Annotated in this window: 13 protein-coding genes; all 13 read left to right on the top strand. The window is 65.7% G+C overall.

What is annotated here, in order from left to right; translation table 11 throughout:
* Positions 1-40: 40 nt before the first annotated feature.
* The 13 genes from OTER_RS16320 (at position 41) to OTER_RS16260 (ending at position 25,009) form a co-directional block, all read left to right on the top strand.
* Positions 41-1,576 (top strand): alpha-L-arabinofuranosidase C-terminal domain-containing protein, encoded by a 1,536-nt coding sequence (locus OTER_RS16320; RefSeq protein WP_012376034.1) that lies wholly within the window; start codon positions 41-43, stop codon positions 1,574-1,576.
* A 60-nt stretch (positions 1,577-1,636) separates the two neighbouring features.
* Positions 1,637-2,971, top strand: coding sequence for a family 43 glycosylhydrolase (locus OTER_RS16315; RefSeq protein ID WP_012376033.1), 1,335 nt, complete (start codon positions 1,637-1,639; stop codon positions 2,969-2,971).
* A gap of 147 nt (positions 2,972-3,118) precedes the next feature.
* The gene (locus OTER_RS16310; protein ID WP_012376032.1) at positions 3,119-4,252 is read left to right on the top strand and encodes a glycoside hydrolase family 43 protein; all 1,134 of its coding nucleotides are present in this window, start codon (positions 3,119-3,121) and stop codon (positions 4,250-4,252) included.
* A 39-nt stretch (positions 4,253-4,291) separates the two neighbouring features.
* Positions 4,292-5,422 carry an esterase gene (locus OTER_RS16305; protein WP_012376031.1) on the top strand — a complete coding sequence of 377 codons (1,131 nt, stop codon included), beginning with the start codon at positions 4,292-4,294 and terminating at the stop codon, positions 5,420-5,422.
* Entirely contained in the window at positions 5,419-8,406 is a 2,988-nt protein-coding gene (locus tag OTER_RS16300; protein WP_012376030.1) for a TIM-barrel domain-containing protein, read from the top strand. Before OTER_RS16305 ends, OTER_RS16300 begins: the two co-directional genes overlap by 4 nt.
* Complete coding sequence (locus tag OTER_RS16295; protein ID WP_012376029.1) at positions 8,384-9,991, top strand: putative Ig domain-containing protein; 1,608 nt, start codon at positions 8,384-8,386, stop codon at positions 9,989-9,991. The genes OTER_RS16300 and OTER_RS16295 overlap by 23 nt, the downstream gene beginning before the upstream one ends.
* A gap of 56 nt (positions 9,992-10,047) precedes the next feature.
* Positions 10,048-12,765 (top strand): glycoside hydrolase family 3 C-terminal domain-containing protein, encoded by a 2,718-nt coding sequence (locus OTER_RS16290; RefSeq protein WP_012376028.1) that lies wholly within the window; start codon positions 10,048-10,050, stop codon positions 12,763-12,765.
* 32 nt (positions 12,766-12,797) lie between these two features.
* Positions 12,798-15,194, top strand: a complete 2,397-nt coding sequence (locus OTER_RS16285; protein WP_012376027.1) for an alpha-L-fucosidase — start codon at positions 12,798-12,800, stop codon at positions 15,192-15,194.
* A complete protein-coding gene (locus OTER_RS16280; protein WP_012376026.1) occupies positions 15,191-17,239 on the top strand; it encodes a glycoside hydrolase family 97 protein in 2,049 nt (682 codons plus the stop codon). The genes OTER_RS16285 and OTER_RS16280 overlap by 4 nt, the downstream gene beginning before the upstream one ends.
* A 50-nt stretch (positions 17,240-17,289) precedes the next feature.
* Complete coding sequence (locus OTER_RS16275; RefSeq protein WP_012376025.1) at positions 17,290-18,243, top strand: alpha/beta hydrolase; 954 nt, start codon at positions 17,290-17,292, stop codon at positions 18,241-18,243.
* 73 nt (positions 18,244-18,316) lie between these two features.
* Positions 18,317-19,813 (top strand): DUF1593 domain-containing protein, encoded by a 1,497-nt coding sequence (locus OTER_RS16270; RefSeq protein ID WP_012376024.1) that lies wholly within the window; start codon positions 18,317-18,319, stop codon positions 19,811-19,813.
* Positions 19,810-22,344: a glycoside hydrolase family 127 protein gene (locus OTER_RS16265; RefSeq protein ID WP_012376023.1), complete on the top strand. Its 2,535-nt coding sequence runs from the start codon at positions 19,810-19,812 to the stop codon at positions 22,342-22,344. Before OTER_RS16270 ends, OTER_RS16265 begins: the two co-directional genes overlap by 4 nt.
* Positions 22,345-22,438: 94 nt before the next feature.
* On the top strand, positions 22,439-25,009 hold the full coding sequence (locus tag OTER_RS16260) for a hypothetical protein (RefSeq protein ID WP_012376022.1): 2,571 nt from the start codon (positions 22,439-22,441) through the stop codon (positions 25,007-25,009).
* The last annotated feature ends 27 nt before the right edge of the window (positions 25,010-25,036 follow it).

Here is a 25,036-nt window from a genome sequence, read left to right as displayed (position 1 = left end):
GCCGCGGCCGAACGTCCGACTTCCTGCTGCTTTCCCCTCCATGAAGACTCCCCTGCTCCGCCTCGCTTCGCTCCTCCTGCTCGCGCCGCTCGGTGCGTTCGCCGCGACGGCCACCATCAAGGTCGACATCGATCACGCGATCGCCCCAGTCGACCCGCGCATCTATGGCGTCTTCATGGAGCCGATCGGATTCAACCGGCCCGAGATGAAGTTCAACACGCTCTACGGACCGCTCTACGACCCGAAGTCGCCACTGGCCGACGAGCACGGCTTCCGCAAGGACATGCTCGACGCCGCCCGCGAACTGCAGCTCACGCAGATGCGCTGGCCCGGCGGCAACTTCGTCGCCGGCTACGACTGGCGCGACGGCATCGGCCCGAAGGAGCAGCGCCCGAAGCGCATGGAGCTCGCCTGGGGCGTCGTCGAGAGCAATCAGGTCGGCACCGACGAGTGGGTCCAACTCAACAAGCTGATCGGCTCCGAGAACGTCGTCTGCATCAACATGGGCACCGGCACCCTCGACGACGCGCGCTACTGGGTGGAATATTGCAACGCGCCCACCGGCACCTACTGGGCCGACAAGCGCGCCGAATACGGCCACCCCGAACCTTACGGCATCAAGTATTGGTGCCTCGGCAACGAGGTCGATGGCGCACCTTGGATCGTCGGCCACAAGAACGCCGACGACTACGTGAAGTTCGCCGTCGAGGCCGCCAAGGTCATGCGGCTTAGCTCACCCGCCACCAAGCTCGAGTTCATCGCCAACGGTCCTTCCTACTATCAGGACAACCTCGACTGGGTCGAATGGACCGCGACCGTCGTCAAAGGTCTCTACGGCATCGCCGACTATCTCTCGATGCACCGCTATTGGGATCCTTCGGATGACTATTACGTCTTCGTGGGCCAGCGCGGTCTCGACCTCGAGGAGCGCATCGAGATCGTCGCCGGCCAGATCAAGGCCGTTCACACGATCAAGCAGAAGAGGCCGATGTATGTCTCCGTCGACGAATGGGCGCCGCCCTTCCGCGGCGGGCATCTCTCGACGCTCGCGCTCGCGCAGTATTTCAACGCCTTCGTCCGCCACGCCGACGTCGTCAAGATGGCTAACTACACCCTGCTGACCTCGCTCCTCTCGCGCGACCCGAAGACCGACGCGACCTACAAGTCGCCGCTGTTCTACACGTTCAAGCTCTTCTCCACCCGCTGCCGCGGCACCGCCCTCGCCACCGCGGTCAACTGCGACACGTTCCGCACGAGCGACCACTACGACAAGATCCCCTACCTCGACGTCTCCTCCGTTTACGACGAAAAGGCGCAGCAGGTCATCATCAACGTCGTCAACCGGCACAAGGACGAGCCGATCGCGACCGACATCCGCAGCCTCACCGGCGCCTTCACCGGCACGGCGACGGTAAGCTCGGTCACGAGCGCCGACGTTTCCAACCAGCCCTACACCTACGAAGCGCGCGACGCCTATCCGCCCAAGGTCGAACATGTCGCCGCGCAAGGCCCGACCCTCCACTGGGTGTTCCCCGCACACTCGTTCACCCAGATCGTCGTCGCCGTGAACCGATAGCGCCCCCACCAGCCGAAAGCATTCTCCGTGATTCCTCCCGCGTTCGCTCTCCACCGTCGCATGAGCGGAGCCCGCATCGGCATCGGACTCGCCGCCCTGTGCGTCGTCGGCTCCGCCTTCGGCACCAATCCGCTGATCCTGGACCAGTTCACCGCGGATCCAACGGCGCGCGTCTTCGAGGGCAAGGTCTACGTTTACCCATCGCATGATATCCTCGCCACCGAGGGCCGGGGCCGGCCCGGCTGGTTCTGCATGGAGGACTATCACGTCTTCTCCTCGGTAAATCTCACCGATTGGACCGATCACGGCGTGATCCTCACGCAGACGGGCGTCGATTGGGTCAACGCTGACAGCTACAGCCTGTGGGCGCCCGACTGCATAGCTCGCGACGGCAAGTACTACTTCTATTTCCCCGCAATTCCGAAATCAGGCGAAAAGGGCTTCCGAATCGGCGTCGCGGTCGCGGACCAGCCCGCGGGGCCCTTCAGGCCGGAACCGGCGCCGATCGAAGGCGTGCGTGGGATCGATCCCTGCGTGTTCATCGATCACGACGGCACCCCTTATCTGTACTATTCCCACCGCAAGATCTTCGTCGCGAAACTGCAGGACAACATGCGCCAGCTCGCCGGTCCCGTGCAGACGATCGCGAACCTGCCGGCGAAGGGGCTGATCGAGGGGCCGTTCGTTTTCGAGCGAAACGGGATCTACTATCTCACCTATCCGCACGTGGAGAATCGGATCGAGCGGCTGGAATACGCGATCGCCGATCACCCGCTCGGTCCGTTCAAGCCCGCCGGCGTCATCCTCGACGAATCCGCCAGTGGTTGCTGGACCGTGCATCAGTCGATCATCGAGTACCGCGGCCAATGGTACTTGTTCTATCACGACCGCGATCTTTCGCCGAACTTCGACAAGGCCCGGTCGATTCGCGCCGACCGGCTGTTCTTCAACGAGGATGGCACGATCCGCAAAGTCATTCCCACGCTGCGCGGCGTGGGTCTCGTTGCCGCCGACGGCGAAATCCAGATCGACCGCACCAGCGCCACCAGTGGCGCTGCCGTCGTGGTGTCGTTCCTGAACGCCGCGAGCCCTGCCGCGGGCTGGAAACTCGCGCTGAACGACGTTGGCGCGTGGGTCCGCTTCGACCAGGTGGATTTTGCGCAAGGCGGGCAGAAGCTGATGCAGGCGCGGTCGCGGTCCGCGTCCGGCGGTACCATCGAAGTCCGGCTCGACGCGATTGACGGCCCGGTACTGGCCCGGCTCCAGATCGATCCAGGTACCGAATGGACGATGGTATCCTCGCCGGTTCACCACGTTTCCGCCGGCGTGCACGATCTGTTTGCAACCCTCGTGGGCGGCCATCCGGTCGAACTCGACTGGCTCCGGTTCGAGTGAACACCGCCGCTGGAAAGCACCCGAGATGCCGCCGACGACTCCAGCGCACGCCCCGCATATTCTTGTGAGCACCAAGAATCCAGTACGACGACCGCCCACGCTCGCACCATAGGATTCTTCGCTCCCGCATCCGCCAGCCTCTCGGTCATGAATCTTCCCTCGCTATTCCCCTTCTTTCAACTCCTGCTCGCCACCCTCGCGTGCGCCGCCGCGTCGGCCCAAGCGCCGGCGCCAGCCGCCGTCGCGTCCACGACTGCGGCGCGGCGCCCTACCGGGATCGTGATTGTCCCCTCGCTGCAGCAGCCGACGGGCGCGCGAGCGCCCGAGGAGAAGGACCTGGCGGGCTACCTGATGGTTTACTTCAAGGACCAGACGCACTCCGCGTATTTCGCGATCAGCCGCGACGGCAACACGTTCACCGACGTCAATGGCGGCGATCCGGTCTTCGATGGCGCGGAGCTCGCAGAACAGAAGGGCGTGCGCGACCCGCATATCGCTCGCGGACCCGATGGCGCGTTCTACCTCGCGATGACCGATCTGCACATTTTCGGCGATCGCGCCGGATTTCGCACCACGCGCTGGCAACGACCGGAGGAGAAGTACGGCTGGGGCAATAATCGCGCGATCGTACTCATGAAGTCGTGGGATCTGATCCACTGGACGCATTCGGATTTCCGCGTCGATCTCGCTTTCCCCGAACTCGGCGACATCGACTGCGCGTGGGCACCGGAAACCACCTACGACCCCGTCGCAGGCAAGATGATGGTGTATTTCACCATCCGTTACGGCAACAAGCACGCGAACATCTACTGGTCCTACGCCAACGACGCGTTCACCAAGTTGGAGACCACGCCGAAGATGATCCCGGGCATCGGCGGCATCGACGCTGACCTCACCCACGTCGGCGACCAGTGGCACATCTTCTTCGTGGCCGACGCGAAGATTCGCCACGGTGTCTCCGATGGCATTGTCGACGGGTACACGGTGGAGCCGCAGCGGATCGACCCCGAGACCGTGTCGACCGAGGCGCCGAACCTGTTCAAGCGGCTCGGCACCGACAGCTACGTGTTGATGTACGATGTCTACGGCGCCCGGCCCAACAATATGGGCTTCAGCGAGACCGAGGATTTCAACAGCTGGCGCCACCTCGGCCGGTTCAACGAGGGCGTGATGAAGGGCTCGAACTTCGAGCGACCGAAACACGGCGCCGTGATCCACCTCACCGCCGACGAACTACAGACCGTGGCTGCGCATTGGAAACTGGAGCTCGCGCACGAGTAACCCGCACGCCGCCTCCCTTCCCTTCGACGAATTCTCCCAATGAAGATCTCCCTCCCCTCCGCCCTCCGCTGCATCGTCTGCTCGCTCGGGCTGACGCTGACGCTCTCCGCGCAGCCATCCGGCTCGCGGCCGCCGCCGATCGACTCGCCAGTGGTGCACCCCGATCGAACGGCGACGTTCAAATTCCGCGCGCCGAATGCGCAGAAGGTCGAGCTCAGCGGACAGTTCCTGCGGAGCAGTCAGCCGCTGCAGAAAGACGAATCGGGCGTGTGGAGCATCACCGTCGGCCCGATCGAACCCAACCTGTATCCGTACAATTTCGTCGTCGACGGCCTCGGCGTGGCCGATCCGGCGAATCAGGACATCTTCCCGAACGAGCGATTCAAGGCCAGTCTCGTCGACATCCCCGGCGAGCAGCCGTCGATGTATGCCGTTCGCGACGTGCCGCACGGCGAGCTGACCACCTGCTACTATCACTCGAAGCCCCTCAACCGCACGCGGCCTCTGATCGTCTACACGCCGCCCGGCTATCGCGCCGGCACGGACAAGTACCCGGCGTTCTACCTCGTGAGCGGCACGACCGATACCGAGGAGACGTGGGTCAAGGTCGGCCGCGTCAACTTCATCCTCGACAACCTCATCGCCGCCAAGCGCGCGGTGCCGATGATCGTGGTGATGCCCTACGGCAACATGATGATGGGCATGCCGCGCCCGGATACGCCAGAGGTGGCCGGCATGTACCAGGTCTTCAACGAGGAACTGCTCGGCAACATCCTCCCCTACGTCGAGGCAAACTACCGCGTGATCGCCGATCGCGAGCACCGCGCGATCGCCGGATTCTCGCGCGGCGGCGGCCAGTCGCTGTTCACCGGTTTCAACAACCTCGATCAGTTCGCCTACATCGGTTCCTACAGCGCCTACCTCACCGCCGCGGTTTTCGACAAACACTTTCCCCGGGTTTCGGCCGATCCGGCCGCAACGAACCGGCAGCTGAAGCTCCTCTGGCTCGGCGTCGGCAAGTCCGACTTCCTCTATCCGCAGGCGATCGCGTTCATGGACCTCATGAAGGAACGCAAGCTGGAGCACCGCACGCTGATCACCGAGGGCGGCCACACGTGGATGAACGCCCGGCACTATTTGTACGAAACGCTCCAGTTGTACTTCAAATGACCCCTGAGCCGGCGTTCACCCCGCTCGCCGGGGAAGCCCGCCGGCACCGACGCCTCGCTGTGACCTCCACATCCCGCACGAAATTCGTACTGCTCATCGGGTGCCTGTTGCGCCTCGGCACCGCGCTGCACGCCGCCGCCGGCGTTGACGCAGCCGGCCAGCTGGTGCCGGTCGTATCCCAACACGAAAACGGCTTCGCTTTCGCGCGCCTCGACCGCGGCGTCCAGTTCCGCGTCGGCGACGTCACCACCAACGTCCTGCTCTACGGCCCGTCGATCGTCCGCGTGAATGCGAACCTCGGCCAGGCGCACACCACGCAGCCCAGCCTCGCGGTGGTCGCCCAACCCGCCACGGTAACCTTCACCGTGGAGGACTCGCCGGAGGCGCTCACGATCCGGACGGCAAAACTGAGCGTCATCGTCGCGAAAAAATCCGGCGCGCTGACCTTCCTCGGCTCCGACGGCCGGCTGCTCACCCGCGAACGCGCCGCCGCTCCGGACGAGATCAAGGAGGTCACGATCTCTGGCGCGCCCACGTACGAAATCAGTCGCACGTTCACGCTCGCGCCGGACGAATCGCTCTACGGTCTCGGCCAGTACAACCGGCCGTACATGGATTATCGCGGCCAGGAAGTCCTCCTCGTTCAGACAAACATCGGGATCGTCGTTCCGTTCCTGATCTCCACCCAACGCTATGGGGTCCTCTGGGACATCTACTCGAAGATGACCTTCAAGGACGACGTCTCCGGTGCCACGCTCTGGGCGGAAAGCGCGCCGGCGGGCGTCGACTACTATTTCATCGCCGGCGACACGATGGACGGCGTGATCGCCGGTTACCGCACGCTCACCGGCGCCGCGCCGATGCTTCCCAAGCAGGCGTTCGGCCTGTTCATGAGCAAGGAGCGCTATCCCACGCAGGAGCGGCTGCTCGAGGTGGCGCGCACCTTCCGCCAGGAAGGGTTCCCCCTCGATTACATCGTGCAGGATTGGCAATACTGGGGCGGCGCCGATGGCACGTGGAGCGGCATGACGTGGAACCAGGAGCGGTTCCCGGATCCCGCGGCGCTCACGAAAACGCTGCACGAGGAGCTGCGCCTGAAGCTCATGGTCTCCATCTGGCCGTCGGTCGGCAACAACACGGCCCTGGCGCGCGAGCTGGACGCGAAGGGGCTGCGCTTTGCCCCGCTGCACTGGATTTCGAAGAACGCGCGCGTCTACGACGCGTTCGGCCCCGAGGGCCGTGCGATCTACTTCAAGCACATCAAGCAAGGACTGCTCGACGTCGGCGTCGACGCACTCTGGATGGACGGCACCGAAGTCGAGGTCGGCACCGCCTGCCACGATCCCGCCGCCGTCGAGCGTGACATCAAGAACCTCGGCCGCAACGCGCTTGGCGACTTCACGCGCTACCTGAATCCCTACAGCCTCGAAACCACCCGCGGAACTTACGAGGGCCAGCGCGGAACGAGCGACCAGCGCGTCTTCACGCTCACCCGCTCCGCCTGGGCCGGCCAGCAGCGTTACGCCGCGCTGCCCTGGTCGGGCGACACGACCGCGAGTTGGGAAACGCTCCGCCATCAGATCGCCGGCGGCATCAACATCGCCTTCGCCGGCCTGCCTTACTGGACGCAGGACACCGGCGGCTTCTTCGTCAACTATCCGGACGGCGAGCGAAACCCGGAATATCAAGAGCTCTACGCCCGCTGGAACCAGTTCGCGATCTTCAACCCGATCTATCGGATCCACGGGACCAATATCGAGCGCGAGCCGTATCGCTTCAAAGCCTTCGCGCCCGCGATCTACGACTCACTTCTCTCCGCGGTCCAGCTCCGCTACGCCCTGCTGCCCTACCTCTACTCGCTCGCGTGGCAGACGACGGCGCACGACTACACGATGATGCGCGGGCTGCCGATGGATTTCCCGGACGATCCGGCGGTGCGGAAAACCGACGATGCCTTCATGTTCGGTCCCGCGTTTCTCGTGCATCCGATCACGCACGCGATGTATCACGTCAGCGCGCCGCCCGCCGCCACGATTCCGGCCGAGGCGCTCCGCACGCCCGACGACCAGCCGGGGCTCGCCGTGCAGTATTTCGCCGGCGTTGATTTTGGCCGCGCCGTCAGCACGAGCGTCGATGAAAAGGTCGAGCACGCCTGGCCCGGTCCGCCGCTTGCCAATCCGCCGTCCGGTCTCGACGACTTCGACAACTTCTCCGCGCGCTGGACCGGCACCGTGACCGCGCCCGAGGCTGGCGACTACGAATTCGGCGTCGAATACGACGACGGCGCGCGCCTTTACCTCGACGGCAAACTGCTCGTCGATGACTGGAGCTACGGCGCCAAGCGCTACCGCAGCGCTCGCCTCACCCTCGCGGCCGGTCAGCAGGTCGCCGTGAAGGCGGAGTTTCACCAGGGCGGACAGGAGCGCTACTTCCGGCTCGGCTGGCGCACGCCGAGCGAGAGTCGCGCCCTCGCCGCAGCCAGGAAGGAACTCGACAACACAATGTCGACCTATCTGCCCGCTGGCGCAGCGTGGTATGACTTCTGGACCAACGAGCGCTTCGCGGGTGGCGCCACGGTCACGAAGGCCTGTCCGCTCGACACGTTCCCGGTTTACGTTCGCGCCGGCTCGATCGTGCCGATGGGCCCGGCCGATCTGCAATATGCGACCGAGCGGCCTGACGCGCCCTACACGATCCGCATTTATCCCGGCGCGAACGCGACCTTCACGCTCTACGAGGACGACAACGAAACCTATGCCTACGAGCGCGGTGAGCGCGCGACCTACGAGCTCACCTGGGACGATGCCGCCCAGACGCTCCATCTCGGCGGTCGCCAGGGTTCGTTCCCCGGTCTGGTCGCGCAACGCCAACTCGAGCTCGTTCTCATCGGAGCGAAAACCCCGTCTGCTCCGACGATCATCACCTACACCGGCCACCCGATGGCCGTTAGCCTCGCCTTCAATGAAAGCCTCCTCGCTCAATAAATCCTTCTTCGTCGCCGCGCTCGCCTGCGCGGGGTTCTTCCTCGCAGCAGTCGAGCCCCTGGCCGCAACGACCCCGCAAATTCTCACGCCGCCCGCGCCAGCGACGCCGCGGATCAACGGCGCGAGCGTGTTCGGCGTCCGGCCCGGCGCGCCGTTTCTCTACGCCATTCCCGCGACCGGCCAGCGGCCGATGACGTTCGCCGTCGATGGCCTGCCCGACGGGCTCACGCTGGATTCCGCCACCGGCCGGATCACCGGCGCGCTGGCAAAAGCCGGCGAGCACCTCGTCACGCTGCGGGCAAAGAACGCGCTCGGGGAAGCGGAGAGAAAATTCCGGATCGTCGTCGGCGACCGGATCGCGCTCACGCCGCCGATGGGCTGGAGCAGCTGGAATTGCTGGGGCGATGCCGTTAGTCAGGAGCTCGTGCTCAGCTCCGCTCGCGCGATGGCGGAGAAAGGCCTGCGCAACCACGGCTGGACCTACATCAATATCGACGACGGCTGGCAGGGGAAGCGCGGCGGTGAGTTCAACGGTCTTCAGCCCAACAAGAAGTTTCCCGACATGAAGGCGCTTGGCGACGAGATCCATGCGCTCGGGCTCAAGTTCGGCGTTTACTCGAGTCCGTGGCGCGGCACCTATGCGGGCTATCCTGGCGGATCCTCGGACAATGCGGATGGCACCTACGAATGGGTGGAGTCCGGCAACGTGAACGAGTTCTTCAAGCTCAACAAGGACCCGAACGCGGCCGACGCGAAACCCAACTGGGTCAACTGGACGTTTGGCGCGCATTCCTTCGCCACGTCGGATGCCCGACAGTGGGCGCAGTGGGGCGTCGATTACCTGAAATACGATTGGTTTCCAAACGACGTGCCACACGTCCAGGAGATGACGGACGCCCTGCGCGCCACCGGACGCGACATCGTTTTCAGCCTCTCGAACACCGGGCTCTACGACAGCGCTCCGGACTACGTGCGGCTCGCTCAGCTCTGGCGCACAACCGGTGACATTGTCGACACCTGGGACAGCGTCAGCCGCAACGGTTTCTCCCAGGACCGCTGGGCCGCCTACACCGGCCCCGGCCACTGGAGCGATCCTGACATGCTCGTGCTCGGAAAGGTCGGCTGGGGCCCGAACCTCCACCCGACGCGCCTGACGCCCGACGAACAGTATTCCCACATGAGCCTGTGGTGTCTCCTCTCGGCGCCGCTCCTGCTCGGCTGCGACCTCGCGCAGATCGACGACTTCACGCTCAGCCTGCTCACCAATGACGAGGTGCTCGCGATCAACCAGGACGCACTCGGCAAGCAGGCCACGCAGTTCAGCAACGTCGACGGCAAGGTCGTCTACGCCAAGACGCTCGAGGACGGCTCGTTCGCCGTCGGGCTGTTCAACCGCGGCGAGGCCGAGACCACCGTCACCGTAAAATGGGGACCGTGGGGCAATCTCCCGACCCCGCACGTCGGCACGACCTTCCGCGTGCGCGATCTCTGGCGGCAGCAGGACCGCGGCGACTTCAAGGACCAGTTCGAAACCAAGGTCGCGCCGCACGGGGTCGTCCTCGTCCGACTGATCCCCACCCCCTAGCGCCGCTTCGCGCGCTCCATCCCGTCAGCGATGTTTCTTTTCAAATCACACCAACGATGAAATCGACCTCGATCACCTCGTGCCTCGCCCGAGCGAGCCGGCTGTTCGCCGCACTGCTGCTCTCCGCGTCGGCGACCTTTGCCGCCGACGAGACTTGCCCCACCTGCGCCGGCCAGGTCGCCGTGAGCGGCGACTTCACGCATCGCAAGGATCCACCCTTCCCTCGGATTGAAGGTGCGGGAGCCAACGCTGACGCCTACCTCGAGGATGTCCACGGCCGGCAGTTCACCGTTACGATTTCCAATCTGCCCGCCGGCCGCTACACGATCGAGATCGGCGCCGCCGAGATGACCGCCGGTGCCGCAGGTGAGCGGATCTTCACCGTTCGCGCCGGCGACCAGGTGCTCGCGCAGGAGTTCGATCTCTTCGCCGCCGCCGGCGGCGCGCGCAAGGTCGCCAAGATTCGCGGCACGATCGAGAAATCCGACGACGCGCTACGCGGTCCGTTGCAGCTCGTCTTCACGGCCAGCAAGGGCGACGCGAAGTTCAACACGGTGACGATCACCGATCGCGCCGGCGGTGAGGCGGTGGCGTTCGCCGCCAACGAACTCGCCGATGCCTTCGGCGCGGCCGCGCTGGTTCCACCCACGGTCGCCGAGCCGGCGATCTGGCGCGATTCGTCGAAGCCGCTGCGCGTCCGCGCCGATGACCTGATCCGGCGGATGTCGCTCGCCGAAAAGGTCTCGCAGCTGAAAAACGCGGCCCCCGGCATCCCGCGGCTCGGCCTGCCCGCTTACGACTACTGGAACGAGGCGGCACACGGTATTGCGAACAACGGCATCGCCACGGTTTTCCCCCAGGCGATCGGCGCCGCTGCGGCGTGGAATCCGGCGCTCCTCCACCAGGAGGGCACCGTCATCGGCATCGAGGGCCGCGCGAAGTTCAACGACTACGCCAACCGCCACAACGGCGATTCGAAATGGTGGACCGGCCTCACCTACTGGGCGCCGAACATCAACCTGTTTCGCGATCCGCGCTGGGGCCGCGGCCAGGAGACCTACGGCGAAGATCCGTTCCTCACCGCCGAGATCGGCATCGAGTTCGTCAAGGGCGTCCAAGGTGACGATCCCCGCTACATGCTCGCGATGGCCTGCGCGAAGCACTACGCGGTGCACAGCGGGCCTGAGCGCACCCGGCATTCCTTCAACGCCGAGATTCCCGAGCGCGATCTGTTCGACACGTATCTGCCGCATTTCGAGCGCGTCGTCCGCGAGGGCAAAGTCGCCGGCGTGATGAGCGCCTACAACGCCGTCAACGGCGTGCCCGCCAGCGCGAACTCGTTCCTCCTGACCGAGCTGCTGCGCAAGCGCTGGGGCTTCGAGGGCTACGTCCCATCGGACTGCGACGCGATTCGCGACATCTACGGCGAAAAGCAGCACCATTACGTGAAGACCGCCGAGGAGGCCGCCGCACTCGCGGTGAAGGCCGGCTGCAATCTCTGCTGCGGCGGCGACTACAACGCGCTCGTTCGCGCCGTGCAGCAAGGCCTCGTCACCGAGAAAGACCTCGATGGGGCGCTCTATCACACGTTGTGGACGCGTTTCCGGCTCGGGCTCTTCGACCCTGCCGAACAGGTTCCGTTCTCGGGCTACACGCTCAAGGACAACGATCTTCCGGCGCACAGCCAGGTTGCCCTGGAGCTCGCGCGGCAAGCGATTGTGCTGCTCAAAAACGACGGCACGCTTCCGCTGGATCGCACCAAGCTGAAACAGATCGCCGTCATCGGTCCCAACGCCGCGTCGAAGTCGATGCTCGAGGGCAACTATCACGGCTCCGCCTCGCGATCGATCTCGATCCTGGACGACATCCGGAACCTCGTGGGCTCGGAAATCAAGATCACCCACGCCATGGGCAGCCCGGTGACGACCAAGCCCGGCACCGCCCCGTGGAGCGGCCAGGACAACACCACCGATCGCCCCGTCGCCGAGCTCAAAGCCGAAGCGCTCAAACTCGCCGCCGAGGCCGACGCGATCATCTACGTGGGCGGAATCACGCCGGCGCAGGAGGGCGAGAGCTTCGACCGCGAGTCGATTGAGTTGCCATCGGAGCAGGAAGATCTCATCCGCGCGCTCCACGCCACGGGCAAGCCGGTCGTGATGGTCAACTGCAGCGGCTCGGCCATGGCGCTGACCTGGCAGGACGAAAATCTCCCCGCGATTGTCCAAGCGTGGTATCCCGGACAGGAAGGCGGCCGCGCCGTCGCCGAGGTGCTGTTCGGCGAAACCAATCCCTCGGGCCACCTGCCCATCACGTTCTATCGCTCCACGGCGGATCTGCCGGATTTCAGCGACTACTCGATGAAGAATCGGACCTACCGCTATTTCACCGGCAGGCCGCTCTACGCGTTTGGCCACGGGCTCAGCTACTCGACCTTCGAGTATGCGAACCTCCGCGTCGCGCCGGCGGCCAACGGCGCGCTCACGGTCACGCTCGACCTCACCAACTCAGGCAAGCGGGATGGTGACGACGTCGTGCAGCTCTACGCCACCCCGCCCGCTTCGTCACAGCCGCAGGAACTCCGCGCGCTCTGCGGTTTCCGTCGCACGCACGTGAAAGCCGGCGAGACGCGGACGGTGACCGTCACCGTGCCGGCGGTCGCGCTGCGTCGCTGGGACATCGCGAAGAAGGACTACGCGATTCCGTCCGGAGACTGGACCATCGCTGCAGGCGCCTCCTCCGCCGACCTGCGCCAGAAGGCCACCATCAAGCTCTGAGCTCCGTCCGGCCGAACTCCGCCGCCTTCGCCATGAAAACATTCCGCCTGCTCGCCGCCATCTGGTTGTTGCCCGCCTGCGGATTCGCCCAAACCGCTCCCGCGCCCTACCAACCGAGCTTCGAATCGCTGGAGCGCGCCAACCCCGCACCCGAGTGGTTCAAGGACGCCAAATTCGGCATCTACTTCCACTGGGGCGTCTACTCCGTCCCCGCCTTCGGCAACGAGTGGTATCCGCGCACGATGTATCTCGACGGCACCGCCGAGCACCGGCACCACGTCGAACGCTACGGTGATCCGCGCGAGTGGCCCTACCACAACTTCATCGTCGGCGCGCGCGACAAGGAGGGTCGGTTCGTGCAGTTCGCGCCCAAGCTGAAATCCGCGGGCGGCCACTTCGATCCCGCGGAGTGGGCGCAGCTGTTTGCCGATGCCGGCGCGAAATTCGCCGGCCCGGTGGCAGAGCACCACGACGGGTTCTCGATGTGGGCCAGCAAGGTGAATCCGTGGAACGCAAAGGATCAGGGCCCGAAGCTCGACCTCGTCGGGCTGTTCACGGAGGCGATTCGCGCGCGCGGGCTGAGAACCGTCCTGTCCATGCACCACGCCTACAACATCACGGGCTTTTACGAAGGCGTGCCGCCGCAGCAGGATCCAAAATTACAGATCCTCTACGGCCAGCAAGGCAAGGAGCGGAACGAGGCGCTGTGGCTGGCGAAGCACAAGGAAATCATCGACGGCTACCGACCGGACATCATCTGGCAGGACTTCAACCTCCACAAGATCTCGCCGTCCGTCCTGCTCGAGTTCCTCGCCTACTACTACAACCAGGCCGCCGGATGGAAGAAGGAGGTCGTCGCCACCTACAAGGATGGTCTGAATCCGCGCTGCGCCGTGCTCGACTACGAACGCGGCGGCCCGGCCGACACCGTGGAGAAGTATTGGCTGACCGACGACGCCATCAGTTCTTCGAGTTGGTCCTACACGGAGGGCATCAGCTACTATTCCACGAAGCAGATCCTGCACGGATTCATCGATCGCATCAGCAAGAACGGCAATCTCCTGCTCAACGTCTCACCTCGCGCCGACGGCACGATCCCGCAGGAGCAGAAAAACCTGCTGCTCACCATGGGGGGCTGGTTGAAAAAATATGGCGAGGCGGTCTACGCCACGCGCGCGTGGGACCTCTACGGCGAGGGCCCCACCAAGATGGGCGCCGCGCACGGCGTGATGGGCCCGCCAAGGGAAGGCACTGCGCAGGATGTCCGCTACACTCGGGCGAAGGACAACTCCACGCTCTACGCGATTCTGCTCGGCTGGCCGGACGGCCAGTCGGAGTTCGTCCTGCGCGCATTGTCTTCGGAACGCATCGACGGTCGCCGGCTGAAGTCGGTCGCCCTCATCAACGGTCGCGCCGGCGCCTACCTGCCGCTGGAGCACACACAGGACGCGCAGGGCTTGCGCGTCCGCCTGCCGGCCCGGCCGTTCGACGAACTGGCCTACGTGCTCAAGCTCGATTTCGCCGGCGGCATTCCGGCCTTCGACAACTTTGCCGCGTTCGAAGGCGCGGAGTTTTATCACCTCGTGCCTGGCTCCGACTCCGGCGATCTGGTCCTCGGCGCCGACCTCACACTCACCACCGCGCGAAAGGCGCCCGCGAACCAGTGGAAAGTCGAGCATCTCGGCAAAGGGGTGCACCGGCTCCTCAACCGCGAAGATCCGCGCACGGCTCTCGCTTGGGATGGCACGCGTCGGATCTTCGTGCGCGTGGCTGTCACCGGCGCGGACACTCAGCTTTGGAAAATCGCCCGTGCGCCCGGCGGGCTGGTCACGCTCGCCAACGTGTCGGATCCCACCGCCCGGCTCTCCCTCTCGGCCGCTCCGGCCGCTGGCATCGGTGCCGCGCTCGCGCCTGCCGCTGATCCGCTGCTCGCGCGCTGGCAGCTCCGCGAGGTCTGCGACACGCCCCAGCAAGCGTTCAAGCCCCATGCCCTCCCCGGCGTGGTCGAAGCCGAGGACTTCGACGTCGGCTGCCCTGGCGACGCCTATCGCGACCGCGATGAGATCAATGAAGGCGGACAGTATCGGCCGGACCAAGGCGTCGACCTCGGCGAATGCAGCGCCGGCGGCTACACCCTTGGCTGGACCCACGCCGGCGAATGGACCGCGTATACCGTGACCGTTGACGCCTCCGCTTCCTACGGCGTTTCGTTTCACGTCGCCACCGGCAATCCCGGAGCAAAATTCCATCTCGAGTCCGACGGGGTCGACCTGACCGGCACCATCGACGTGCCCAACACCAAGGGGTTTCAGAATTGGACTAATGTTAAGCACACCATCCACCTCGACGCGGGCCAGCACGTGCTGAAGGTCGTCATCGATGGCGACTACGTGAACCTGGACAAAATGGACTTCGAGAAATCCGAATGACACCGCATCTCTCCTCTTTGCCCCGCCGGCGCTGCTTCGACGGCCTGGCTCACCAGCGCGCGCCGGCGCGCGCGCTGATTTCGTTCGTCGCGTTCGCCACGGCGCTCGTGGCGTCCGCGCCCGCCGCCGAGCAAGCGATCAGCTCGCCGGACGGGAAGATCGTGGTCGCCGTGAGCGACACCGACGGTCTCCGTTATCGCGTCTCGCTCGACGGCGCGCCGGTGCTCGTCGATTCCGCTCTCGGGCTCGATTTCGAGGGCGGGTTCTCACTCGGTCGCGCCACTACGATCATCCGCGCGGACCGGACCGAACATGACGGCACGTGGGAGAATCCGTTCGGTCAACGCCGCACCGTCCGCGACCGCTATCACGAGCTGACGCTGGAGTTGAAGGAAAACGCCAATTCGCCCGGCCGGTTAAACCTGATCGTCCGCGCTTACGACGAGGGCGTGGCGTTGCGCTACGAACTCCCCGTGCAGCCGGGGTTGGAGAGCTACGTCGTCACGAACGAGCGGACGGAGTTTCTGTTTCCCGCCGACCTCACGTGCTGGGCGGGCGACTATTCCGAGTGTGCGGAAAACCAGTATCCCGAGAAACGTCTCACCCAGCTGAGCGCGAACGTAGCCAAGCCGCACGTGCTGCCCCTGCTTGTGCAGCTGCCCAACGGCTACGCCGCCATCGCGGAATCCGATCTGCTCGACTGGGCCGGAATGTTCGTGACCGCCGCCGGCCCGCAGGGCGACGGCAAGCCGCGGCCGGGAGTGAAAACCACGCTCGCCGCGCGCAAGGACTGGCACGCGCTCGTCGTCGGCCGCGAACGCCGGCTCAGCCCGTGGCGCGTCGTGCAGCTCGCTCGCACCGCCAAGGATCTGATCGCGAGCGACCTCATCGCCACGCTGGCGACACCCTCGCAGCTCACCGACACCTCGTGGATCAAACCCGGCATCACCGCGTGGGATGTGTGGTGGACGGGAATCAATCCGACCCAGCCGGGATTCACCGGCCTCAACTCTCGCGGCGACACGCGCTCGCACAAGGAGTATATCGATTTCGCCGCGGAGATGGGCTTCCCCTACCAGCTGATCGATTGGTTCTGGTATGAGCCGATGAACAACCCGAAGGCCGACCTGACCAAGCCCGCGGCGCACGTCGACATTCCGGGACTCGTGGCCTACGCCCGCGAGCGGAACGTTCGTCTTCTCCTCTGGCTGGATTCACATGACGTCGAGCGGCAGGGGTTCGACAAGGTCTTCGCGCAGATCGCGGCGTGGGGCTTCGCCGGCGTGAAGATCGATTTCATGAACCACGACGGCCAGGAAACGGTGAAATGGTATGCCGATGTCCTTGCCGCCGCCGCGCGCTACAAGCTGATGGTCGATCTGCACGGCGCCTACAAGCCGACCGGGCTCGCACGCACCTGGCCGAACTACATCACGCAGGAGGGCGTGCTCGGCAACGAATACAACAAGATCCCTTGGAAGCCGGGCGCGTGCTCCACGCTCCACACGATCACGCTACCGTTCACCCGCGGCTTGCTCGGCCCGATGGATTTCACGCCCGGTGGATTCCTGAATCGCACGCCGGCCGAATTCAAGATCACGCAGCCCGCCGAGGTCATCGGCACGCGCGCCCGCCAGCTCGCGATGACCGTGGTGTATTTCAGTCCGCTGCTCGTCCTCTGCGACAGCCCCGAGAACTATCGCGGCCAACCCGGCGTCGAGTTCTTCCGCGGGCTGCCCACCGTTTGGGACGATACCGTTGTGCTCTCGGCCACGGTCGCGCAGCACCTCGTGATCGCCCGCCGCTCGGGCGACCGCTGGTATCTCGCCGCGATGAACGGCGACGCGCCGCTCACGGTCAACGTGCCACTCGACTTTCTCGGTAAGGGCGAGTGGAAGCTCCGCGCCTTCGCCGACACACCGGAATCCGCCACCACGCCGACGTCGATCGCGGAAACCACGACGGTGGTTCGCGCCGGCGCTCCGCTCACCCTCACCCTCGCGCCAGCCGGCGGCTATGCCGCCGAACTGTCGCAGCTGCCGTGACCGGCCTCTCCGCTTTTCCCGCTAATAATCAGGGATCCTGCAATAAACTCATGACCACCCCTACCATGTTCAGAAAAATGACCCTAACGGCCGTCCTGGCCTCCGTGCTCGCCCTCGCAGCCTCCGCCTTCGCGCAGGACGGCACGATCTATCCGCTCGAGGCGCAGCCCGAGCCCGGTGCGATTCCGCTCGGCACCGGCGACGTCAAAGACCAACCCGCGCCCGAGAGCTGGTTCCGTCAGTGGGGCGAGCCGATGGTGCGCAACGTCTCCACCGCCACGCTCACCCCGTTCCTGCCGGATCCGGCGAAGGCCAACGGCACCGCGGTCATCGTCGCGCCCGGCGGCGGGTTCCGCTGGTTGTCGATCAACAACGAGGGCTGGAAAATCGCCAAGGCGCTGAACGAGCAGGGCGTCGCCGCCTTCGTGCTCAAATACCGGCTACAGCCGACCCCGCCGACCCTCGAGGGCCTGAAGCAATCGATGGACCGGATGTTCGCCACCGTCACTCCGGCCGCGGGCGGTGATACTCCGCCTCCGCCGCGTCCGCCGGCGTGGGATCTCTCCAATCAGCTCGCCGATGCCGAAGCGGCCTACGCGCTGATCCTGAAGAACGCCGACAAATGGCACGTCAACCCCAGCCGGATCGGCATGATGGGCTTCTCGGCGGGCGCCGGTCTCACGATGCATTGCACGCTGCACTCGGAGAAGATGAAGCTGGCCTTCATCGCCCCGATCTACGGCGGCATGGCCGCGGTCGAGGTGCCGAAGGATGCCCCGCCGCTGTTCACCGCCATCGCGGCCAACGACTTCCTTTTCAAGGGCCAGTTCGGGCTGATCAAGTCGTGGTTCGACGCCGGCAAGCCGGTCGAGTTTCACCTCTATCAGGACGGCGGCCACGGCTTCGGCATGGGCTATCCCGGCCACCCCACCTACTGGTGGTTCGAGGTCTTCACACACTGGCTCGACGTGAACGGCTTCCTGGCCGCCAAGCCCGCCAAGTAGCATCCGCTACCGTCGCCACGCTCGAGCGTTCTTCTCCGGGGACGAGGCCAACCCCCTCGTCCCCGGAACAGTCATGGCCCACCTCATCCGCTATCGCCGGCTATCGTTGCTCTGCGCCGTCTGCCTGACGCTCTGGCATCCGCTTCGCTCGAGCGCGACCGAGTCGGCGGAAGGCTCCCCGCCCGACGCCGCGCTCGGGCCGCGACAGCGGCTTCTCGTGCTCACCGACATCGAAGCCGATCCGGATGATTCCCAGTCGCTCGTCCGTCTGCTGCTCTACTCGAACCAGATCGACTTCGAAGGGCTGGTCGCCACCACGTCCGTGCACCAGCGGGACGCCGTGCATCCGGAGTCGATCCGCCGCATCCTCGCGGCCTACGGTCGCGTGCGCGACCAGCTGTTGCGGCACGAACCCGGCTACCCTGCGGTGGAGCACCTGCAATCGCTCGTGTCCACCGGTCAGCCGCAGGCCGGACTCGGCGCCGTCGGACCGGGGAAGGATTCGCCGGGCTCCAACGCGATCATCGCTGCGTTGCGCTCACTGGATCCTCGGCCGCTGTGGATCAGCGTGTGGGGTGGCGTGAACACGCTCGCCCAGGCGCTGCACACGATTCGGGCAACCGCGTCGCCGGAGGAAGCCCGCCGACTCATTGCCAAACTCCGCGTCTACACCATTTCCGATCAGGACAACGCCGGCCACTGGATCCGGCGCGAGTTCCCCGACCTGTTCTACATCGTGAGCCCGGGCGGTTATGGCGCCAGCATCTGGATCGCGATCACGGCCCCGATCGAAGGGATCGACAACACCACGATCAGCAATCCCTGGCTGCGCCAACACATCCAGCAGAGCCATGGCCCGCTCGGGGCGGCGTATCCGGATGTCGCGTATGGTATGGAGGGCGACACGCCGTCGTTCCTCCCGCTCATCCCCAACGGACTCAGCGTCCCCGACCATCCCGAATGGGGCAGCTGGGGCGGCCGCTACGAGCTCAAGATCCCCGACCCGGCCACGCTCGATCTCGGCGGTTTCATCGGCATTCCCTACGAGCCGGAGACCCGGCCAATCTGGACCAACGCCATTGACGCCTACACCCCGTCGATGCCGCAGGAGTTCCAGCGCGCAACGGTGCCGTCGATGCGCACCTTCCGGGACGCCCGCGTCACGCTTTGGCGCTGGCGCGACGAGTTCCAGCGCGACTTCGCCGCCCGCATGGATTGGACGACCAAGCCCTACGCGGAGGCGAATCACCCGCCCGTGCCGCGCCTGGCTCATCCGGATCACTTCACGGTGCACTCCGGCGACATCTTCAACCTCAGCGCCCTCGGCACCACCGATCCCGACGGCGACAGTCTCAGCTATCTCTGGTTTCACTATCCGGAGGTCGGCGGCTGGACCGAGGAGATCAAACCCGATGTCCGCGCCCCCAATATCTATTGGGTGCCTTTCAAGGCGCCCACAGTCACCGAGCCCCGCGACGCTCATTTCATCCTCAAGGTCACCGACAAGGGCTCGCCACCTCTCACCCGCTATCGTCGCGTCATCGTAACCATTCTGCCCGTCTCACCATGATCTCTCACCAAAAAACGCGATCCATCGCCGCGATCCACTTCGCCTCACCGCTCGGTGCAGGTCAGTCCCCCACCGGGCAGTCGCGCGTGCGAGCCGGCTGGCGCCAACGTGGAGTTCGACTCCTCGCCGCGGGCGTCGCGTCGCTTTTGGCCGGCTCGAGCCTGCTTGCCGAACCCAGCAGCGCCGCCGCGCGAGTCACACCGGAAACGCCGGCGGAGATCTTGCCGCTGGCCTCCGTGCGGCTGCTCGAGGGCGGTCCGTTCTTCACCGCCGTAAAGGCTAACCGCACCTACCTGCTCGCGCTCGATGCCGATCGACTGCTCGCGCCGTTCCGCCGCGAGGCGGGACTGCCCGCACTGGCCCAGCCCTACGGCAACTGGGAAAGCGGCGGGCTCGACGGTCACACCGCCGGCCACTACCTCTCCGCGCTGGCGCACATGATCGCCGCCGGCCACGACACGCCCGAGGGCGAACTGCGCCGGCGGCTCGATCACATGGTCGCGGAGCTGAAGGCCTGCCAGGACGCCAACGGCAACGGCTACGTCGGCGGCGTGCCGGGCAGTCACGAACTCTGGCAACGCGTCGCCGCCGGCGATGTCACTGCCGTCAACCGCAAGTGGGTGCCGTGGTATAACCTGCACAAAACGTTCGCCGGTTTGCGCGACGCGTGGCTCCAAACCGGAAACACCACGGCGCGCGACGTCCTGGTTCGGCTCGGCGATTGGTGTGTCGCGCTCACTTCGCCGCTCACCGACGAGCAGATGCAGCGGATGCTTGCCCAGGAGCACGGCGGCATGAACGAGGTGCTGGCCGACATCTACGCGATCACCGGCGACAAGAAATACCTGACCGCGGCCGAGCGTTTCAATCATCACGCGGTCCTCGATCCGCTGGAACAGCACCGGGATGAACTCACCGGCAAGCACGCCAACACGCAGATTCCGAAAGTCGTCGGACTCGAGCGGATCGCCACGCTGACCGGCGACAAGGCCGCCGATTCCGGCGCGCGGTTTTTCTGGGAGACGGTCACGCAGCACCGCTCGGTCGCATTTGGCGGCAACAGCGTCTCCGAGCATTTCAACGATCCGCACAATTTCCATGCGCTGCTGGTCCACCGCGAAGGGCCGGAGACGTGCAACACCTACAACATGCTGCGGCTCACCGAGGGCCTTTTCGCCTCCGCTCCCGAGGCCGCCTATGCGGACTATTACGAGCGCGCGCTGTTCAACCACATTCTCGCGTCCATCAACCCGGATCATCCCGGCTACGTCTACTTCACGCCGATCCGGCCCAATCACTACCGCGTCTACTCTCAGCCCGACCAGGGCTTCTGGTGCTGCGTCGGCACGGGCATGGAGAATCCCGGCAAATACGGCGAGTTCATCTACGCGCGTGCGCACGACGGCGTTTTCGTGAACCTGTTTATCGCGTCTGAGCTGACAGTCGCGCCGCTCGGCCTGACACTGCGGCAGCAGACCGCGTTTCCCGACGACGAGCGCTCGCAGCTCACGCTGAAGCTCGCGCAACCGCAGACGTTCACCCTCCACGTGCGCCAGCCAGGCTGGGTCGCAGCGGGCACCTTCACACTCACCGTCAACGGCGAACCGGTCGCCGTCACGTCGGCACCGTCGTCCTATGTCACGATCCACCGTGAGTGGCGCGACGGCGACCGCGTCGAGATCCGGTTCCCGATGCACACGTCCATCGAAGGTCTGCCCGATGGCTCCCCCTGGTATGCGATCTTGCGCGGCCCGATCGTGCTCGCGCATCCGGCCGGCACCTGGGAGTTGAAGGGCTTGCGCGCCGACGATTCGCGAATGGCGCACGTCGCCTCCGGACCGGAAGTGCCGCTCGATCAGGCGCCGGTGCTGCTGGCCGATGCCAAGGCCATCCCGGCGCGCGTCGTCGCCGACCGCGCCGCCGGACCGATGCAGTTCCGGCTCGTCGATATTGTCGAACCGCCCGCAAAAGACGGCCTGACGCTGATTCCCTTTTTCCGGCTGCACGATGCGCGCTACCAGATGTATTGGGAAACGACCACGCGCGACGGACTCGCTGAACGAAAGGCGCGGATCGCCGCCGCCGAGCGCGCCCGCGCCGCCCGCGAAGCGGCCACGATCGACCAACTCTCCCCCGGCGAGCAACAACCGGAGGTCGAACACGACTACCGCGGCGAAGACACGGAAAGCGGACTCTACAACGGCCGCCACTGGCGCCACGGCCGCGACTTCCGCTACACGCTCAATCCGCACGGCGAGAAATCCGTGGTTCTGTCCGTCACCTACTCCGGCAACGATTCGGGGCGGCAGTTCGATATCTTCGCGAACGACACGCTGGTCGCGACCCAGGATCTCACCGCCGAACAACCGGGTGAATTCATCGAAAAACGCTACCCGATTCCCACCGCCGCACTGGCCGCGGCGCCCGACGGCCGCCTGACGGTTCGCTTCGTCGCCAAAAAAGTGCTCGCCGGCGGCGTGTTCGACGTGCGGCTCCTGCGCGCCGACGGCCTCCCGCCGATCGCCCATTAGTTCGCCTCGCGACCAAGGCCTCGCCTCCGGCCCGGGCGGTGACGAGCGCGTCCGCCATCCTCCCGGGCACAGCGACCTCTTCGCCAACCGTCCCGTGCGCCTTTCTCTCGTTCTGCTCTTCTCGTTCGCTTTCGCACTCGTCGCGCCGGCGCGCACGCTTTCGATTCTAGAGGCGCCGGGTCTTGGCGCACCTGCCCGGCATGGCATCGCCAAGTTCGAGGCTGCGGTTCGCGCGCACGGGTGGCAGGTCGAGCAGATTTCTGGCATCGAGCGCGCCAGCGGCGACGGAATCGTCTGCGTGGGTCTCGGTGCCACCCTTGCGGCCTGGCCGTCGGTTCCGAAGCTCGCGTCGCCTCTCGACCAGCCGGAAGCGCTTGCCGTGAAGAAATTCGCGATCGGGTCCACGCCCGCCGCCCTGTTTGCCGGCGCCGACGATCGCGGGGTGATGTATGCCTTGCTCGAAGCGGCAGCCAGCATCACTGCCGCCACCGATGCGTCTGACTTGTTCTCCGCGATCGGCGAGGTCGAGGAACGACCGACAATCCGGGACCGGGCCCTCTCGGTCTACACGATGAACCGTGCCTACTGGGAGAGTCGCTTCTACGACGAGGCGTACTGGGCGCGCTACTTCGACCTGCTCGCCGCCGATCGCTTCAACCGTTTCCTGCTCATCTTCGGCTACGAGAACGGCGGCTTCCTCGCGCCGCCGTATCCCTACTTTTTCGATACCCCGGGTTTCCCCGGCGTGCACATGGTGGACCTCACGCCGGAACTGCAGCACCGCAATCTCGCCGCGCTCAACCGTCTGATCGCATTGGCCCATGCGCGCGGCATCACCGTTACGCTCGGGATCTGGGACCACATCTACCGCGGTGGCGTGCAAGCCGGCGGCGCCGGCTGGGTCGACGAATTCAAGGGCCGTTCGATCCCCAACTCGGTCGAAGGCGTCACCAAGGAGAATCTCAACGCCTATACGCTCGCCTCGCTGCGCGAACTGCTCGTGCGCGTGCCGGCGGTCGATGCGCTGCACTTCCGCATTCACGAGGAATCGGGGCTCACGCGCGAGGAGATGGAGGGTTTCTGGCGCGCGGTTTTCGCGAACCTCCAGGCCACGAAACCGGGCATGCTGGTCGAGCTGCGCGGCAAAGGCACGCCCGACGTGGTGATCGATACCGCGCTCCAGTGCGGCCTCAACGTGCGGGTCGAAACGAAATACTGGATGGAGCAAATGGGGCTGCCCTTCCACCCCATGCACGTCAATCCGCCCGACCAGCACAACCGCCGTCACGGCTACGCGGATTTTCTCCGCTATCCGCAGCGCTATCAGATGACCTGGCGGCTCTGGAACGGCGGCACTTCGCGCGTCCTGCTTTGGGGCGATCCCGACTACGTCCGGCGCTACGGCGCGACCACGGCGCTCTACGCCAGCCCCAACTGGGACGTGCAGGAGCCGCTCGCGACCAAGATGGAAGCGCAGCAGCCGGACCAGCCGACGTTCGATCTCCTGCCGGAGAAATACCGGTATTATGACTACGAGTTCGAGCGCTACTGGCACTTCTTCCAGCTGTGGGGCCGGTTGGGCTACAATCCCGCCACGCCGCCCGCAGTGTGGCAGCGCGAGTTCCGCCGCCGTTTCGGCAATGCCGCGACTGAGCTCGAGACCGGTCTGCAGCAGGCCTCGCAGATCCTGCCGCGCATCGTGGCTTCGGTGTATCCGTATTCTGGCTTTCCCACCACCCGCGGGTGGGCCGAGCGCCAGACGCTCGGCGGTTCGCTGGCGGAGTATGCCGACAACGAGGCGACCGATGTCGCGTTGTTCGAAAGTTTCGCCGACGCCGCGACGCGGATCCTCGCGGGCGGTGCCACCGCCAAGGTCACGCCCGACGCGACGAGCCGCTGGTTCGACGCCACGGCGGACGCTGTCCTGGCGAGCGTGCGCGGGGCCGAGGCGGCGATCGGCGACCGGCGCGGCAAAGAGTTCGAATCGACGGTCACCGACCTGAAGATCCTGGCCCAGCTCGCGCGGTTTCACGCCCGACGCAGTCTGGCGGCGGTGCACTACAACCTCTTCCTGCAGGGCCACCGGCAGGCCGAGTTGCTCGCCGCCACCGCCGGCGAAAAGGAGGCGATCGCCGCCTGGCGCGAACTCGTCGCGATCGCCGGTGATCGCTACGCCTTCGATCTGGCGATGGGCGCCCGCGACCAGAACCTCTGCGGTCACTGGCGCGACGAGCTGCCGGTCCTCGAAGCGAACTTGCGCCAGCTCGACGAGCAAGCTCACCCGGCCGACGCCGTGGACCACGAGGCGGCCTGGACGCCCGCGACCAGCGGCGACCGCACACCGCCGGTCGTGGAGCACACCCGGATCACAACAGCGCCCGTCGGCCGACCGATCCGGCTCGTCGCCCGCGCGACCGATCCCTCTGGCGTGCGGTCGCTGCGCCTCCGCTACCGGCACGTCACGCAATACGAGGATTACGAGAGCGCCGACCTGCAGCCGACCGGGGCGCCCAACGAGTTCGCCGCTACGATTCCCGGGGAATTCGTCGGATCGACCTGGGACGTGATGTATTTCATCGAGGCGATCGACGGCGCCGGCAACGGCGCGATCTGGCCGGACTTCCGCCGCGAGCCCCCCTGCGTGTTCGTGCATCTTCAACGGTGATGCGCGGCTCTTTCCATCCCCTTATCC

Origin of the sequence: Opitutus terrae PB90-1, from assembly GCF_000019965.1 — a bacterium.
Lineage (GTDB): Bacteria > Verrucomicrobiota > Verrucomicrobiia > Opitutales > Opitutaceae > Opitutus > Opitutus terrae.
The sequence above is the reverse complement of the archived record's forward strand: the minus strand, read 5'-3'. Positions and strand labels throughout refer to the sequence as shown.

What these genes read in the sequence shown, in the direction of transcription:
- OTER_RS16320 (WP_012376034.1), top strand. Translation starts at nt 41, where the DNA reads ATGAAGACTCCCCTGCTCCGCCTCGCTTCGCTCCTCCTGCTCGCGCCG.
- OTER_RS16315 (WP_012376033.1), top strand. Translation starts at nt 1,637, where the DNA reads ATGAGCGGAGCCCGCATCGGCATCGGACTCGCCGCCCTGTGCGTCGTC.
- OTER_RS16310 (WP_012376032.1), top strand. Translation starts at nt 3,119, where the DNA reads ATGAATCTTCCCTCGCTATTCCCCTTCTTTCAACTCCTGCTCGCCACC.
- OTER_RS16305 (WP_012376031.1), top strand. Translation starts at nt 4,292, where the DNA reads ATGAAGATCTCCCTCCCCTCCGCCCTCCGCTGCATCGTCTGCTCGCTC.
- OTER_RS16300 (WP_012376030.1), top strand. Translation starts at nt 5,419, where the DNA reads ATGACCCCTGAGCCGGCGTTCACCCCGCTCGCCGGGGAAGCCCGCCGG.
- OTER_RS16295 (WP_012376029.1), top strand. Translation starts at nt 8,384, where the DNA reads ATGAAAGCCTCCTCGCTCAATAAATCCTTCTTCGTCGCCGCGCTCGCC.
- OTER_RS16290 (WP_012376028.1), top strand. Translation starts at nt 10,048, where the DNA reads ATGAAATCGACCTCGATCACCTCGTGCCTCGCCCGAGCGAGCCGGCTG.
- OTER_RS16285 (WP_012376027.1), top strand. Translation starts at nt 12,798, where the DNA reads ATGAAAACATTCCGCCTGCTCGCCGCCATCTGGTTGTTGCCCGCCTGC.
- OTER_RS16280 (WP_012376026.1), top strand. Translation starts at nt 15,191, where the DNA reads ATGACACCGCATCTCTCCTCTTTGCCCCGCCGGCGCTGCTTCGACGGC.
- OTER_RS16275 (WP_012376025.1), top strand. Translation starts at nt 17,290, where the DNA reads ATGACCACCCCTACCATGTTCAGAAAAATGACCCTAACGGCCGTCCTG.
- OTER_RS16270 (WP_012376024.1), top strand. Translation starts at nt 18,317, where the DNA reads ATGGCCCACCTCATCCGCTATCGCCGGCTATCGTTGCTCTGCGCCGTC.
- OTER_RS16265 (WP_012376023.1), top strand. Translation starts at nt 19,810, where the DNA reads ATGATCTCTCACCAAAAAACGCGATCCATCGCCGCGATCCACTTCGCC.